The organism is Marinobacter sp. P4B1 (genome assembly GCF_001447135.1).
Lineage (GTDB): Bacteria > Pseudomonadota > Gammaproteobacteria > Pseudomonadales > Oleiphilaceae > Marinobacter > Marinobacter vinifirmus.
The window spans coordinates 596771-612610 of record NZ_LLXM01000015.1 but is presented as its reverse complement, the minus strand read 5'-3'; the positions used below and the strand labels follow the sequence as shown (position 1 = coordinate 612610).

At 61.3% G+C, this 15840-nt stretch carries 11 protein-coding genes; 8 read left to right on the top strand and 3 right to left on the bottom strand.

Annotation, left to right across the window (positions count from 1 at the left end):
• Positions 1–174 precede the first annotated feature (174 nt).
• The gene (locus tag AQ621_RS14470) at positions 175–834 is read left to right on the top strand and encodes a 50S ribosomal protein L11 methyltransferase (protein WP_058342000.1); all 660 of its coding nucleotides are present in this window, start codon (positions 175–177) and stop codon (positions 832–834) included.
• A 466-nt stretch (positions 835–1300) separates the two neighbouring features.
• On the opposite strand, the gene AQ621_RS14465 is transcribed toward AQ621_RS14470, so the two are convergent.
• Complete coding sequence (locus tag AQ621_RS14465; RefSeq protein WP_036219163.1) at positions 1301–1705, bottom strand: VanZ family protein; 405 nt, start codon at positions 1703–1705, stop codon at positions 1301–1303.
• A gap of 95 nt (positions 1706–1800) precedes the next feature.
• On the opposite strand from AQ621_RS14465, the gene cysZ reads away from it, so the two are divergent.
• The 5 genes from cysZ to AQ621_RS14440 all read left to right on the top strand — a co-directional run bounded on the left by cysZ (position 1801) and on the right by AQ621_RS14440 (position 8887).
• A complete protein-coding gene (gene cysZ / locus AQ621_RS14460; RefSeq protein ID WP_022988506.1) occupies positions 1801–2550 on the top strand; it encodes a sulfate transporter CysZ in 750 nt (249 codons plus the stop codon).
• Between the two features lie 19 nt (positions 2551–2569).
• Positions 2570–5434, top strand: a complete 2865-nt coding sequence (rapA, locus tag AQ621_RS14455) for an RNA polymerase-associated protein RapA (protein WP_058341999.1) — start codon at positions 2570–2572, stop codon at positions 5432–5434.
• A gap of 140 nt (positions 5435–5574) precedes the next feature.
• A complete protein-coding gene (locus AQ621_RS14450; RefSeq protein WP_058341998.1) occupies positions 5575–8022 on the top strand; it encodes an acyl-CoA dehydrogenase in 2448 nt (815 codons plus the stop codon).
• 14 nt (positions 8023–8036) lie between these two features.
• Positions 8037–8417 (top strand): fluoride efflux transporter CrcB, encoded by a 381-nt coding sequence (crcB, locus tag AQ621_RS14445; protein WP_058341997.1) that lies wholly within the window; start codon positions 8037–8039, stop codon positions 8415–8417.
• Between the two features lie 263 nt (positions 8418–8680).
• Positions 8681–8887, top strand: coding sequence for a cold-shock protein (locus AQ621_RS14440; protein ID WP_058341996.1), 207 nt, complete (start codon positions 8681–8683; stop codon positions 8885–8887).
• A gap of 71 nt (positions 8888–8958) precedes the next feature.
• Here the strand turns inward: AQ621_RS14440 and AQ621_RS14435 are convergent, their stop codons facing one another.
• Positions 8959–9762 (bottom strand): dienelactone hydrolase family protein, encoded by an 804-nt coding sequence (locus AQ621_RS14435; protein ID WP_058341995.1) that lies wholly within the window; start codon positions 9760–9762, stop codon positions 8959–8961.
• Between the two features lie 191 nt (positions 9763–9953).
• Here AQ621_RS14435 and AQ621_RS14430 point away from each other — a divergent pair, with 191 nt between their 5' ends.
• Together AQ621_RS14430 and AQ621_RS14425 are read left to right on the top strand one after the other, a co-directional pair.
• Positions 9954–10565 (top strand): Yip1 family protein, encoded by a 612-nt coding sequence (locus AQ621_RS14430; protein WP_058341994.1) that lies wholly within the window; start codon positions 9954–9956, stop codon positions 10563–10565.
• Between the two features lie 125 nt (positions 10566–10690).
• Entirely contained in the window at positions 10691–13426 is a 2736-nt protein-coding gene (locus AQ621_RS14425) for a cation-translocating P-type ATPase (protein ID WP_058341993.1), read from the top strand.
• Here AQ621_RS14425 and AQ621_RS14420 read toward each other — a convergent pair.
• Positions 13407–15827 (bottom strand): phosphoketolase family protein, encoded by a 2421-nt coding sequence (locus tag AQ621_RS14420; RefSeq protein ID WP_058341992.1) that lies wholly within the window; start codon positions 15825–15827, stop codon positions 13407–13409. The two genes, AQ621_RS14425 and AQ621_RS14420, sit on opposite strands and share 20 nt — an antisense overlap.
• Positions 15828–15840 lie beyond the last annotated feature (13 nt).

Genomic DNA, 15840 nt, shown 5'->3' with positions numbered 1-15840 from the left:
CTTCGGGAGCATCTGAAAAGCCGAATAGTGTCGTTCTGCTGTCTCGATTTGGAACCACCAAATTTTCACCAGCACGCCTAACTCTTCGGCTTTGCAGATGCTCAGTAGGTTAAGGAATTAGTCAGACGGGACACTAGGGTACAATGGCGGTTTGGACTGCCGAGAGAGCCAGCAATGACCCCGGAACACCTGAACCAGCACCTGCGCAAGACCCTGAGCCGTGGCCGTGTGGCCGCATCGGCACCGGCAGGTTGCCCGGACCTCCCCTTGTACCTGTTTGATCCCTCGGTACTGGAAGGTCCCCTGAGCCATGATGAAGCCCAGGCCGTGGTAGCTGAGCCGGCGTACTGGTCATTCTGCTGGGCCAGCGGCCAGGTGCTGGCCAGCTGGATTTTGCAGCATCCGGAGTTGGTGGCTGGCAAAGCGGTACTGGATTTCGGCTCCGGCTCCGGCGTGGTGGCGGTGGCGGCGGCGCGGGCGGGTGCTGCCCGGGCCATTGCCTGCGATATCGACCCGGCAGCGCTGGATGCTGCAGCAGCCAATGCCCGGCTTAACGGTGTGCAGGTGGAGCTTTGTGACGACTGGGCGGCGCGGCCGGAATCCCTGGACCTGGTCACCGCGGCCGATGTGCTCTATGACCCTGACAACCGGCCGTTGCTGGAGGCGTTCCGGGCGGCAGCAAGCCGGGTTTTGCTGGCAGATTCGCGGGTTCGGGATCTCGGTAACCCGGCCTATCAGCTGCAAACGGTGATTGAAGCCAGGACCTGGCCAGACCTGAACGAATTCGAGGAGTTCAACAATGTGCGTATCTACCTGGCGGAAGGCGCAGGCTAAGAAGTTGCTGCAGCAGAAAAAACAAAGGGCAGCTCTAGGGCTGCCCTTTAACAGGTTTGAACCGCCATCCCGGGCAGTTCACAGTCGGAACAAGTGGTGCGTCCGTGCACTCGGGGCAACCGCCGTGTTGCCGTAATCCTTGCGTCTTTCCCTGATGGCCAGCGTCCGAGCCGGCAATCCAAATCGTTATCCCTTAAGCGAGGCATCCCTGTGTCCTTGCCTCTCCCCACAGTCCCTGCAGGGGTGCATCCAGTGCGTCGTCCTTTTCCCTGTCATCCTTGACGGTTCCCACTATACCAAGGCCAATCTGACAAACGTGTGACCGGCGCACACCATTTGCGGGCTTCAACTATCACGTTAATAGTTTTTTCTTTGAATTCATGGCTCTGCGGGAAATGGCTATGGGCCGGGCTGCGTCTTCGTACGTGAAGACACTGAAAGTTCCTACAGGCTTGTGAGATATCTCTTACAAGGATTCAGGCGAATCTCTCAAATCCATTTCGCGCGGCCTGCGTGTGCCGGGCCAGGGCAGCATGCCGATGGCAATCCCCAGGCTGTCTGCCAGCACATCGGCCAGGGAAAAATCCCGGTAGGGCAGATTGGCCTGGACCACCTCCAGCAGCAGCCCGAAACCCAGAAGTGCCGGGGCATACCAGAAGGCGCTCAGGCGCGGCCAGGCCAGCCGGGTAACGATGGTCAGCTCGATAAAGGCAATCAGGTGATTGACCTTGTCATTATCGGACGACGGAATCGGGTAGCTGCTGCTGGTGGTGGCCAGGTACAGAATGGCGACAACCGACACCAGCAACACGGCCTGCCACAGGCGGCGCATGTGAAGAATATGCCGGATGGTTGGCCAGAGTCGCGTCATAGGGTAATCCGAAGGTGGTTGCGTGCTGTGGGAACGAGGCTGACATGATATGCTTTGCGCCCCGTTATTGTCATGGCAGCGGAGGACCACCAGCAATGCTCAAAGGAAACTTTTTTCGCGGACTGGGCTACCTGGGGGAGGGCTTCAGGCTGATTCGCCAGCCCGGCCTGCGGCTGTTCGTGATCATTCCTGTTGTGATCAACGTCATCCTGTTCGGGCTGATGTTCTATTTCCTGGCCGAGATGTTCTCCCTGATGATCGCCGGTGCCATGGCCTGGCTGCCCGACTGGGCATGGCTGCAAGCGCTCGATTGGTTGTTCTGGCTGCTCTACGGCGTGGTTATCCTGCTGATGCTGGCCTACGGCTTCGTGATCGTTGCCAACCTGATCGGCTCTCCTTTTTATGGTTACCTGGCCGAGTTGACCGAAAAACACCTCACCGGCCAGGAAGTCAGCACGGATGGCAGCTGGGCCGCCATCATCAAGGACATTCCCCGGGCGCTGTGGCGGGAAGTCCAGAAAATTGCCTATTACCTGCCCCGGGCGCTGGGCCTGTTTATTATCGGCCTGATTCCGGTCGTTAACCTGGTGGCAGCGGTGCTCTGGTTCCTGTTCAACAGCTGGATGATGGCCCTGCAATATGTGGATTTCCCGGCCGATAACCACCGGGTCAGCTTCCCGAAATTAAGAAAAGACCTGGCAGCCAGCCGGCTTTCGGCCCTGGGCTTCGGCCTGCCGGTGGCCCTTGCGGCCATGGTGCCGGTGCTCAACCTGGTGGTGGTGCCGGCGGCCGTGTGCGGTGCGACCGCGTTCTGGGTGCGTGAAAACGATTCAAACCAACAGTAATTCAGTCAGCGGAGGTTTCTTGGAAACATCGGAATTTGTCATTGGTCAGCGTTGGGTAAGCCACAGCGATACCGCTTTGGGTCTGGGAATTGTTACCGACATTTCCGGGCGCAGGGTCACATTGGGCTTTCCCGCGGCCGATGAGGAGCGCACCTACGCCATCGATAATGCTCCCCTGTCGAGGATTGTGTACCAGATGGGTGAGGAAATAGAGACTTTCGAAGGCGAGAAATACATTGTGCGCGCCGTGGAGGACCTGAACGGCGTTCTGCTGTACCACGCCGACGATGGCGAAAATATCCACCAGGTTTCGGAAGTGAAGCTGGCCGGTTCGGTGAATTTTTCTGCCCCGCACCAACGCCTGTTTGCCGGCCAGTTCGACCGTAACGGAGCCTTCCGGTTGCGGGTGTCGACCCTGGAACACATGGATCGCCTGCGGGCCTCGCCGGCCCAGGGGCTGATTGGCGCCCGTACCCAGCATTTGCCGCACCAGCTCTATATTGCCCACGAAGTGGCCCGCCGCCACGCGCCCCGGGTACTGCTGGCCGATGAGGTGGGCCTGGGCAAAACCATCGAAGCCGGCCTGATCCTGCATTACCAGCTGCACACCGGCCGCGCCCGCCGGGCCTTGATTGTGGTGCCGGATTCGCTGATTCACCAGTGGCTGGTGGAAATGCTGCGCCGCTTCAACCTGCGTTTCTCCATCGTCGACCAGGGCCGCTACGACGACCTCAAGGCCCAGGAAGATGATGTCGATGCCCTGGTAAACCACATCTTCGGTGACGATGATGACGGTGTTAACCCGTTCGAGGCGGACCAGCTGGTGCTGTGCAGCCTGGACTTCCTGGTGCGCAGCGAAAAGGCCAGGAACCATGCCCTCGCCGCCGGCTGGGACCTGATGGTAGTGGATGAAGCGCACCACCTGGCCTGGTCGCCGGAGCAGGCCAGCCCCGAGTATGAAGTAGTGGAAAGCCTGTCTGGGGCCAGCAAGGGCTTGCTGTTGCTGACGGCCACCCCGGAACAGGTCGGGATTGCCAGTCACTTTGCCCGGCTGCGCCTGCTGGACCCGGCCCGGTTCCATAACCTGGACACATTCCGGCAGGAAGAGCAGCAGTATGAGCGTATCAACCAGGTGGTGCGCCGGCTTCAGGAAAACCCGGACGCCATCGCCGAGGACGACAAGTCCGCCTTGTCTGACTGGCTTGGTAGTGAACTGGACGAGCTGCTGGCCCGCGACAACGCCCACCATGCCGTGATTGATGCCTTGCTGGATCGCCACGGCACCGGCCGGGTACTGTTCCGCAATACCCGCGCGGCCATTCAGGGCTTCCCCGAACGCCAGCCGCTGCCGGAGCCGTTGCCGTGCCCGGAACTCTATGAAGAAGTGCGCCACGGCAAAACCGGCCTGGCGCCGGAGCAGTCGGCCCCGGAAGAGCAATGGCTGGCCGATGACCCCCGCGTGGCCTGGCTGGAAAAGAAACTGGCCAGCCTGCGCCCGGCCAAGGTGGTGGTCATCTGTGCCCGGGCCGACACCGCCATGGCGCTGGAACATTACCTGCAGTTGCGTGCCGGTATTCGCAGTGCTGCCTTCCATGAGCACCTGAGCCTGCTGGAGCGGGACCGGGCCGCGGCCTACTTCGCCGACACCGAGCAGGGCGCCCAGGCGCTGATCTGTTCCGAGATTGGCAGCGAGGGCCGCAACTTCCAGTTTGCCCATCACCTGGTGCTGTTTGACCTGCCGGAAAACCCGGACCTGCTGGAGCAGCGCATTGGCCGGCTGGATCGTATCGGCCAGACCGAAGCCATCCGGATTCATATCCCGTACCTGCAGGGCTCCAGCCAGGCGCTGCAGTACCGCTGGTTCCATGAAGGCCTGAACGCCTTTGCCGAGAGCTGCGCCGTGGGTGTCGCGGTGCACGAACACGTGGCCGATAACTGGCAGAAAGCCCTGGACGGCGATGACAGTGTCATCGAGCCGCTGCTGGCGGACAGCGCCGCAGAGACCCGGCGCCTGAAAACCCTGCTGCATAACGGCCGGGATGCCTTGATCGAGCTGAACTCCTGTCGCCGCGAAGGAGCCAATGCGCTGATCGCCGAGATCGAGAAAGAAGAGGGCTCTGCCCGGGTCCGGGATTACCTGGTGCAGGCGTTCGACATCCTGGGTGTTGATGTGGAAGACCACAGCGAACACGCCGATGTCCTCAAGCCCGGAGAGCAATACCAGGCCGGCCATGTGGCGGAGTTGCCGGAAGACGGGCTGACCGTCACCTGGGAGCGGGAGCAGGCCCTGCAGCGGGAAGATATGGCGTTTATGAGCTGGGAGCACCCGATCGTGACCGGGGTGATGGATTCGGTAACCAGTTCCGGCCTGGGCAAGGCGGCGCTGGCCAATCTGTCGGTCAAGGCCCTGCCACCGGGTACCCTGTTGCTGGAAGCCGTGTTCGCGGTGCATTGTCCGGCGCCGGAAGCCCTGCAGCTGACCCGCTACCTGCCGGTTTCGCCGCTGCGCCTGGTGGTAGACGTCAACGGCCGGGACCTGTCCAAGGCCCTGCCCCATGACCGGCTGAACGAGCTGTGTTCCAACATCCGCCGCCGGACCGCCCAGGCCATCGTGCCCAAGATCCGGGCAGAAGTGGAAACCATGGTGGACCATGCCGAGCGGCTGGCCGAACCGAACCTCGAACCACTGCAGGAAAAGGCGCTGGCGCAGGTGGAAGCCGGCTTTGTACCGGAAATCCGCCGCCTTGAAGCCCTGCAGAAAGTAAACCCGGCTATTCGCGATGAGGAAATCGACTTCCTGCGCAAACAGCTGGAAGCCGCCCGCGAGGCGGTGGGCCATGCCAGCCTGGCGCTGGAGGGAATCCGGGTGATTGTCACATCCTGAGGCCCCTAACTGTCTGAATCCGGTGTGTTATCTGGAATACAGGCATCTGTTAGGGTAAGTTGAACGTAACGAAGTGTTAGCGAAGTGGCTCCGGCTGCGTGCCGGAGGCTCTAATCCATGGAAGACAGAGAGAACTTGCGATGACTTTGATTCTGTTTCTGGTAGCACTGGCCGGCCTGCTGTTTGTGATGCGCCGGGAGTCCGGTGCCAAGCCGGCCATCGGCGTGATGCTGGTGGTGGGTGTGCTGTCCCTGTTTATGGCTTCCGGCTGGCTGACCCTGCTTCTGTTCCTGGGTGCGGCAGCCACGGCCGCTGCCGGTTTGCCCCAGTTCCGCATGAACTGGCTGACCCCCCGGGTGTTCGCCATGTTCAAGAAGGTGGCGCCGAAGGTTTCCGACACTGAAAAGGTGGCCCTGGAGGCTGGCACCGTAGGCTGGGACGGCGAGCTGTTCACCGGCCGCCCGGACTGGCACAACCTGCTGATCAACCGTCATACCGGCCTGAGCGATGAGGAACAGGCCTTTGTGGATAACCAGTGCACCCAGGCGATTTCCATGTGCAATGCCTGGGACCTGGCGGTAGAGCGGGCTGACCTGCCCAAAGAACTGTGGGATTTCCTGAAGCAGGAAAAATTCTTCGGCATGATCATTCCGAAGGAATACGGTGGCCTGGGTTTCTCGGCCAAGGCCCAGACGGCGGTACTGCAGAAACTGGCCGCCAATGAAATGCTGATGGTGACCGTGGGCGTGCCCAACTCCCTCGGCCCGGGCGAGCTGCTGGTCAAATACGGTACCCAGGAGCAGAAAGACTATTATCTGCCGCGCCTGGCGGATGGCCGGGAAGTGCCCTGTTTCGGCCTGACCGGCCCGCGCGCGGGCTCCGACGCCACCTCCCTGCCGGACACCGGTATCGTGTGCAAACAGGAAGTGGACGGCAAGGAAGTGTTGGGCATCCGCCTGAACTTCGAGAAGCGCTGGATTACCCTGGCGCCGGTGGCCACAGTGGTGGGCCTGGCGTTCCGGATGTTCGACCCGGACGGCCTGCTGGGCGATACCAGGGATCACGGCATTACCTGTGCGCTGATTCCCCGGGATACAGACGGCATGGAAATCGGCCGTCGCCATTGCCCCATCGGCTCGCCGTTCATGAACGGCCCGATCAAGGGCAAGGATGTGTTCATCCCGCTGGATTACATCATCGGTGGCCAGGAAATGGCCGGTCAGGGCTGGCGTATGCTGGTTGAGTGCCTGTCGGTTGGCCGCTGTATCACCCTGCCGTCCGGTGCTGCCGGTGCGGCTGCCTATGCCGTGGGCACGGCCGGTGGCTTCACCCGTATCCGTCGCCAGTTCAACACCCCGGTGGCAGAGATGGAAGGTGTCCAGGCCCCGCTGGCGCGGATTGCTGCCAAGACCTACATTGCCCAGTCTGCGGTCAACCATACCGCCAACATGATCGACCAGGGCGAAAAGCCGGCGGTGCCGTCGGCCATTCTCAAGTACCACCTGACCGAGTTCCAGCGTGACATCCTCACCGATGCCATGGATGTGCACGGCGGCAAGACGGTTACCCTGGGGCCGCGCAACTATCTGGGTATCGGTTACAGTGGTGCCGCGGTGTCGATCACCGTGGAAGGCGCGAATATCATGACCCGCAGCCTGATGATCTTCGGCCAGGGCGCCATTCGCTGCCATCCCTATGTACTCAAGGAGCTGGCGGCCAAGGATAACGATGACATCAAGGCCTTCGATGAAGCCTTCTTCGGCCACGCCGGCCTGATCTTCGGCAACGCTGCCCGCGCTTTCACCCAGGCCCTGGGTATCGGCAAGGCGGACGTGCCGTTTGACAGCGCGTCGCGGCCCTATGCCCAGGCCCTTGCCCGCTTCAGTTCTGCCTTCGGCTTGTGTGCCGACGCGGCCATGACCACCCTTGGCGGAGAGCTGAAAATGCGTGAGCTGATTTCCGCGCGCCTCGGCGACATGCTGGCCAACCTGTACCTGGCCTCCATGGTGCTCAAGAACTGGTATGAAACCCAGCCGGTGGATGGCGAGAAGGAACTGATGCAATACAGCATGACCCTGCTGCTGCATCGTACTGAGAAAGCCCTGGACGAATTCCTGAAGAACCTGCCCAACCGGCCGGCCGCCATGGCGTTGCGGGCGGTAACCCTGCCGCTGGGCCGTCGCTGGGCTGAGCCGGGCGACGAGCTTACCCGCAAACTGGCCAACAGCATCAGCACGGATACGCCGGTGCGCAGCAAGCTGACAGAAAGTGCGTGGACAACGGCAGGTGAGGGTGATGTGGCCAATCCGCTGGCTCAGTACAACAGCCTGCTCAAGGACTATGGCAAGGCAGAGCAGTTGTACCGCAAAGCTACCAAGGCCTACGCCAAGGGCGAGTTGCCCATGACTGCCCTGCATCCGGAAGAACGGTTCGAGGCGGCCCTGGAAGCGGGTATCTTCAGCCAGGAAGAGGCCGATTTCATGCGCGAGTATGAGGCGCTGGTGCTGGAAATGCTGACCGTCGACGATTTCCCGTTCGACGAGTTCGCCCGCAACAAGGACACCCTCATTGACCACAATCCGGCCTGAAGCAGGCCGCTGATATGTGGCTGTCGGTAGTTGCTGTCAGTGTTGGCGCCGTGATCGGCGCCAACCTGCGTTGGGCCCTTAGCCTGTGGCTGAATGCCAGTTACCATGCCATTCCCTGGGGCACCCTGGTGGCCAACCTCAGTGGTGGCTGGCTGATCGGGCTGCTGATGGGCTTCTTTACCCACAGCAGTGCGCTGGCTCCGGAGTGGCGGCTGTTCGCCGTGACGGGCCTGTGCGGTGCGTTGACGACCTTCTCGGCCTTTTCCCTGGAAATGTTTGCCGCTATGCAGGAAGGCAAGTGGGCGGTGGCCCTCACCGGCATCCTGGCCCACGTGATTGGTTCCATCCTGATGACGGCCCTGGGCTTCTGGACCTTCACACTGTTCAGGGGATAAAGACGGTTGCGGATGACCGCTCCGGCCCTGGTATCACTACCTACATAAATTATTGAATTTACCCTTGGCAAGCCGGAAATTCAGGAGTAGAGTGAATCCTGAAGGAAAGATTAGCAAAGCAGTTCATGAATAAGACGTACCTCCGCAGTTAGTAGTGCCGTCCTGTTTTTGATCCCGCGAGTTCAGTTTTTCCGTAACACGCTGACCAGCACCAGAATGGTGTGTGGCAGCAGATAAAATGATTGATTTCAGGAAGTTTACGTATGTCTACTGTTACCGGTACTGTTAAGTTCTTCAACGAAGCAAAAGGCTTTGGCTTTATCACTCGTGAAGGCGGCCCGGACGTATTTGTTCACTACAGCGCCATCCAAGGCTCTGGATTCAAGACCCTGGCCGAAGGTCAGCAGGTTGAGTTCACCGTAACTCAGGGCCAGAAAGGTCCTCAGGCGGAGAACGTTGTTCCGCTGTAATCTGTAAAGATTCAGGAACATCAAAAAAGGCAGCCAAGGCTGCCTTTTTTTGTGGCCGTTTGGTTGTTTGGTCAGTTGCCAAACAGCTCCTGATAGAACAGCAGGGTGCCATCCCAGGAACGGCGGGCGGCATCCTCGTCGTAGCCAACCGGCATACCGAACTTTTCGGCAAAGGCATCCGCACCCGGATTGGTGAAGGAGTGCTTGACCCCCGGGAAGCTCACCAGCGTCAGGTCCACCTCGGCATCCTGCATTTCCTGAACCAGGCCGGCCACCTGTTCTGATGGCACCATCGGGTCGGCGCCGCCGGTATACACCTGTACCCGTGCGGTCACTTTGCCGGCTTCGGCCTGCAGAGGGCTGGCCAGGGCGCCGTGATAGCTAACCACGCCATCAAGGTCGACGCCCATCCGTGCCATATTGAGCACCACAGCACCGCCAAAGCAGTAGCCCTGGGCGGCAATCTTGTCAGCATCCACCGATTCGTGGTTCTGCAACAGCTCCTTTGCTTTGATAAAGCGGGCTTTTACCTGCTCCATATCCCGGGTGGCTTGTTTCATGAACTCCTGGGCGGTATCCGGGTGCTCGGCCAGCTTGCCTTCGCCATACATGTCCAGGGCAAAGGCGGTATAACCGGCGGCCGCCAGCTGTTCTGCCTGTTCCCGGACAAAGTCGTTGTGGCCCCACCATTCGTGTACCAGCAGGATTCCGGGTCTTTTACCTTCGGCTTCATCATCCCAGGCCAGGTAGCCGCTGAAGACCTGGCCATCGAGCGTGTATTCCACGGTCTCGGTGCGAAGCTCGGCATGTGCGTTGAGGCTGGCAATGGCCAGGGTAAGGGCGGCGAGCGAGTGTTTGTTCAAACGTGGTTTCATGGCGGTTCCTGCTCCTGTTCATCAAGAACTAAAGGGTATGATAACGGCGGGCTTTGAACAAAATAGCATCAAAGCCGTCTTTTACCACCGGCATTCTTGACTATAGTTAAGTACAGGAACGGTTGTAAGTCTGAACTGGTTCAGGCGCCGTATATCCCCATACCAACAACAGCAACAATGCGGGGTGGTCTATGCTCCTGTCACATGCGTTCGGTCTCTTTACTCACCCTGACCAGGAGTGGGTATCCATCAGAAAGGAACACGAGAATCCAACCAGGCTTTATATCGCTTACATTGCCATTCTGGCGGCCATTGCTCCCATCTGCGCCTATATTTCAACAGCACACTTCGGCTGGTCTGTGGGTAGCGAGCGGCTGATCAAACTTACGGAAATCAGTGCGGTTCAACTGAGTGTCCTGACCTACGTGGCAATGCTGGTGGGGGTGTTTGCCCTCGGCTATGCCATCAACTGGATGGCCAAGACCTACGGTGCCAAGGAAGAACACGTGCCTTCCAATGGTATCGCCCTGGCGGCTTATTCCTGTACGCCCCTGTTCCTGGCGGGCTTTGCCCTGCTGTATCCGGTGCCCTGGTTCAACGCTGCGGTGTTCCTGGCAGCCGCGTGCTACGGCGCCTGGTTAATGTATGACGGTCTGCCCATTGTGATGGGCATCGAGAAAGAGCGTGCTGTGATGTACGGTGGCGCTTTGCTGACGGTCGCACTGGTGATCCTGGTGTCCACCCGCGTGGGTTCGGTGATCCTGTGGAACCTGGGGGCTGGCCCGGTCTTTATCAGCGGATAACCGGATGTCACCTGCGTTTGGATCGTTTACGGGAGCTTCGGCTCCCTTTTTTATTTGACCTGTGCCAATGGCAAAGGCCTGTGCCGGCCTTGTAGTATGGTTGAGTCCACTACAAGGAATCAGTAATGACCGGATCTCCCCCATCTTCCGACTCCGCAGCGCTGGAGCCTGGGTCCCTGCTTTCTGAGCACTGGCAGGCTGTGCCGGCCGCCGAGGCTCGTGAACGCCTGAAGGCCGAACATCCATTATCCAACGCCGAAGCCGCTGAACGCCTGGCCACCCTGGGATACAACCGTTTGCCGGAAGCGGCCGCATCCGGCCCGCTTGCCCGCCTTGGCCGGCAACTGAAGAATTTCCTGATCTATATGCTGATGACGGCGGTGGTGATTACCGGTGCCCTCGGCCACTGGGTCGATGCCGGGGTCATCCTGGCAGTGGTGGTCATCCAGACCCTGGTCGGCTTTCTGCAGGAGGGGCGGGCCGAACAGGCGCTGTCGGCTATCCGGCACATGCTGGCGCCGAAAGCGCGGGTTGTCCGGAAAGATGGCCAGCACCAGGTGGATGCAGCAGAACTGGTGCCGGGCGATACCATTTTGCTGGAACCGGGTGACCGCGTACCGGCGGATATCCGCCTGGAAAAGTGCCACAACCTGAAAATTGAAGAAGCCATCCTGACCGGCGAATCCGAGGCGGTGGATAAAACCACCGAGCCGGTGGAGGCCGAGGCTGCCCTGGGTGACCAGACCTGTATGGCCTTTTCCGGCACCATGGTGGCCACCGGAACCGGCCGGGGTGTGGTAGTGCGCACCGGCGCCAGTACCGAGATTGGCCGGATTTCCGGCCTTCTGGCCAGCACGACCACACTGAAAACGCCCTTGCTGGAGCAGATGGACCGGTTTGCCCGGGTGTTGTCGATTATTGTCATCCTGACCGGGGTGGCGATTTTCTTCGGCGGCCTGGCGTTCAGCGGCCTGGAGTTCCGGGAGCTGTTCATGGCGGTGGTGGGGCTCACCGTTGCGGCCATTCCCGAGGGCTTGCCCGCGATTCTGACCATTACCCTGGCCATTGGTGTACGCCAGATGGCTCGCCGCAAGGCCGTGGTCCGGCGTATGCCGGTTATCGAAACCCTGGGTGCGGTGTCGGTGATCTGTTCCGACAAGACCGGAACCCTGACCCGAAATGAAATGATGGTGACCGCCGCAGTGGCCGGCGGCCAGCGCTTCGATGTCACCGGCGAGGGCTACAGTTTTGAGGGTGCCGTTTGCCGCAACGATGCTCCGGCAGATGCCAGCCCCGTGCTGGCGGAAATGGCGCGGGCCGCGGCCCTGTGCAACGACGCCAGCATCAGCCACCGGGATGGCCGGGCCGTGATTCATGGCGACCCCATGGAAGCCGCGCTGAAGGTGTTTGCCAGCAAGGCGGAGTTCGATGTAGAAGCCAGTGCCCGGGATTGGCCAAGGGTCGATGAAGTACCCTTTGATACCAATATCCGCTTTATGGCGACCCTGCACCATGATCATCATGGCCATGAGGTGGCCTACCTGAAAGGGGCGCCAGAGCGGATTCTGCGGATGTGTTCGCACCAGTTATCGGACACCGGTGAGCCGGTTGAACTTGACCACCCGGCATGGGACGGAATCATTGCCGGGATGGCGTCCGAAGGCCTGCGGGTACTGGCGATTGCCCGCCGGCCCGTGGCAGCCGGCCGCCGTGAGCTGGTTGTGGAAGAGCTGGAGCAGGGGGCTGAACTGCTGGGTGTGGTGGGCCTGCTGGACCCGCCCCGGCAGGAAGCCATCCGGGCTATCGAAGAATGCCACAGTGCCGGTATCCGGGTAAAAATGATCACCGGCGACCACGCCCTGACCGCCGGAGCCATCGCCCGAAAGCTGGGGTTGCGGAATACCGACAAGGTGCTCACCGGCAAGGACCTGGACGCCATGGACGAGCAACAGCTGCAGCAGGCGGCCGGTGAAGTGGATGTTTTCGCCCGCACCAGCCCGGAACACAAGCTGAGGCTGGTGGCAGCCCTGCAGGCCCTGCACGGCGTGGTGGCCATGACCGGTGACGGGGTGAACGATGCCCCGGCCCTGAAGCGGGCGGATGTGGGTATCGCCATGGGCGTGAAAGGCTCGGAAGCGGCCCGGGAGGCTTCGTCGGTGGTCTTGCTGGACGACAACTTTGCCAGCATTGTGGCCGCGGTGCGGGAAGGCCGTACGGTCTACACCAATTTGCGCAAGGGCATTGCCTTCATGCTGCCGATTAACGGCGGCGAGTCGATCAGTCTGATCACGGCCTTGCTGCTGGGGCTGGCGCTGCCTATATCCGCCCTGCAGATTCTCTGGGTGAATATGGTGAGTTCGGTGGTGCTGGCCATGACCCTGGCTTTCGAACCGCCGGAGCCGGGCGTGATGGCCCAGCCGCCCAGGCCACGGGACGAATCCCTGCTCAGGGGCTTTGTAGTCTGGCGGGTCGTGTTTGTCTCCCTGCTGTTCCTGGCGGGTATCTTCGGCGCCTGGTTCTGGGCCATGTACAACTATGACGATGCGGTGGTGGCCAGTACCCTGGCGGTGAATACCCTGGTGGCCATGGAGGTGTTCTACCTGTTTGCGGTCCGTTACCTGGATACGCCGTCGATCACCTTGCGGGGTGTGCTGGGTACTCCGGTGGTGCTGCTGGCAGTGTTTGCAGTGATTGTCCTGCAGTCCCTGTTCACCTGGGTGCCCTGGTTCCAGGACACCTTTGCCAGTACCGCGCTCTCCCCTGAAGCATTGGGCTTTGCGGTACTGGCCGGTGTCGCGGTGTTGGTGCTGCTGGAGCTGGAAACGGCAATCCGCCGGCGCTTCAGGGCAGCCCGCGGGTAATCACGGACGGGTCACCGCGGCCTTCCACGGCGGCCAGCTCGGCACTGGAGAGCCAGGCTCCGGGGGGCTTGTCCAGCACCTCGGCGCAGGCTGCCAGGGTGTGGCCCCAGGAGCAGTGATTGGCAAACAGCATGCCGCTTTCATTCAGGGTGCCGCCACGGTTGACGTAACCCAGCACCCGGGTGTGGGACGGCTGGGGGAACAGGTTGTGCAGGTGGCCCCGGAATACTTCCGGGCGCATATGGGTAAGCGCAACCCGTCGCTGCAGGCGATGGGGGAACAACCGCTCCCGCTCGAATTCGTTCAGGCAGAAGGCGGCTTCGTGCGGGTCCCTGGGCTGGCGGAAGCGCCCGGGCTCCTGCAGGTACACCAGCCGGAACGCGGTGCCGGTTTCCCGCAGGCGCTCGCAGGCCCGGATGGCTTCAGACAGCTGGTAGGCGCCGCTGGCAATCAGCAGAATCGGCTCTTCTCCGGTGGAGGTATCTTCGTCGACCACCAGCGCGCCGTGGCGGGCCAGGGTTTCTGCCTCACCGGCATTGAACACGCAGGGCCGCTCCCGCTTCGGGATCACCATGCAGCTGATCCGGCCCCGTTCAGTGAAGACCGAAGGCAGAACTGCGAGGGTGCTGTTGTAGTCCGCCGGGAACAGTACCCGGGAAACATCGCTCATCTCGCCCAGCATGGCTTCGCAGAAGGTGGTGTCCTGGTGTGACTGTTCGTTCTTGCCGTTCTCCCAGGTGTGGGAGGTGGCTATCACAGGAAAGCCCAGCCAGCGGGCCGGCCGGCCCACTTCTTTCTGGTGCCGGGCAAAGATCAGCTCCTGGCGAATGGCGCCGAGCATTTTCACGCAGAAGGCTTCGTAGCTGGCGACCAGGTTCAGGCCGGCCTTGTTGGCCAGGCAGGCAGACACCACGGCCTCTTCATTCAGGGCGGTGATGATCTTGCCGTGGATCGATTCCTGGCGGCTTTCCGGGTCATTAACCCGGTGTTTCAGGTCAGCCAGGATACCGGTCAGGCGGTTACTGGCCAGTTCGTCAGGATTGCCCACCCGGGGGCGTAACCCGGGGTTGTCCTCCACCAGTGCCCGGAAGAACTCGTCGACGGCCGAAATGGGCGAACTCTGGTTCTGGCCCCAGGGCAGGGCCGGTATGGAAGGTTCCGGCGGGTTACGGGTGGCCAGGGCGTGGTCCCGCTCCAGCGGGCGCTGTTGCAGGGCATGTTCGTTCAGTTCGGCAACAGCTTGCTGGAGATGGGTCGGTTCAACCCACAGGGGCGCAATGTGCTCCTGGAACAGATCCCTGGCCCGGGTATCCAGCCGGGGGTTGCCCGGAAGTGGCAGGTTATGGGCGCTGTTCTGGCCGGCGCCGTAAAAGCCGAAGCCTTTGACGGTTTCAGCAATGCCGTAGGGAATCTGCACCGGATACGCGGTGTCGCCTTTTTTGGCTGCCTCGCCGTTGGCGGCCAGCGCGGTTTCCATCTCGTACAGGGCGCAGACAAAGGCAGCCGGGTCTTTGCCGTCAAAGCGGAAAGGCGCAAAGCCACGGGCTTCCAGGTGCTGTTCGAAGCGCTCCAGGCCTTCCCGGGTACCCAGTTCGGTGCGCTGCTCAATACGGCGACCATTGGCGATCATTGCCGGCAGCACTTGCCCGCAGTCTTCTGCCCGCCACCAGCGCGGTATCCAGTCACTGCCGCGCTGTTCTTCAGCGGCGCCGTCAGACAGGAAGGCGACCAGGGACTCACCGGGTAGCGGCATGTGGGCGTACTGCAGTTCAGCGAACCCCAGATAGCCGCCTTCAATAATGCCGCCGGCGGTGTGCGGGTTAACGTGGCTGCCCAGGGGCGATGCCATGGAGCCGTCGGGCTTTTGCCGGTAGCTGTAAAAATCCGAGGCCAGGCGGGACAGGCCGTCTGCGGCCTGGTACCGGGTTTTCTGTTCCGGGTGCAGGTTACCGGTCAGAACGTTGATGGCCTCTACGGCAGCAACGCAGTGGCCCTGGCCCATCAGCCAGCTTCGGGTTTGTCCGGTCAGGTTGTTCAGGGCCAGGTAGGCGGAATAGGCCGGCACCATGTTGAGTGCGCCACCGGTATGGCCTTCCGGGGCGGTTTTGAAATCCTTGGGTTGCAACGGAGCACCGGTAATATCCACCCGGTTGCAGTAGGTCATGTGCACCACCAGCCACAGGCCGGCGCTGGTCAGCCGGTCCAGGGCAATCAGTTTGCGGTATACGCTGTCGGCGTCCGGCTGTTGGCCTGCTGCCACCAGTTTCTGTGCCAGCGCCTGTACCTGGCGAGCGGTGGTCTCAGAGTGCCGGATGATGCCATAGCCCTGTTGCCAGCACTGGAACACCGGGCTCGCCGCGGTCGCATCCGGCGTTGGAACCTGTTTGATGGGCGAAGACATAGTCGGCCTCCAT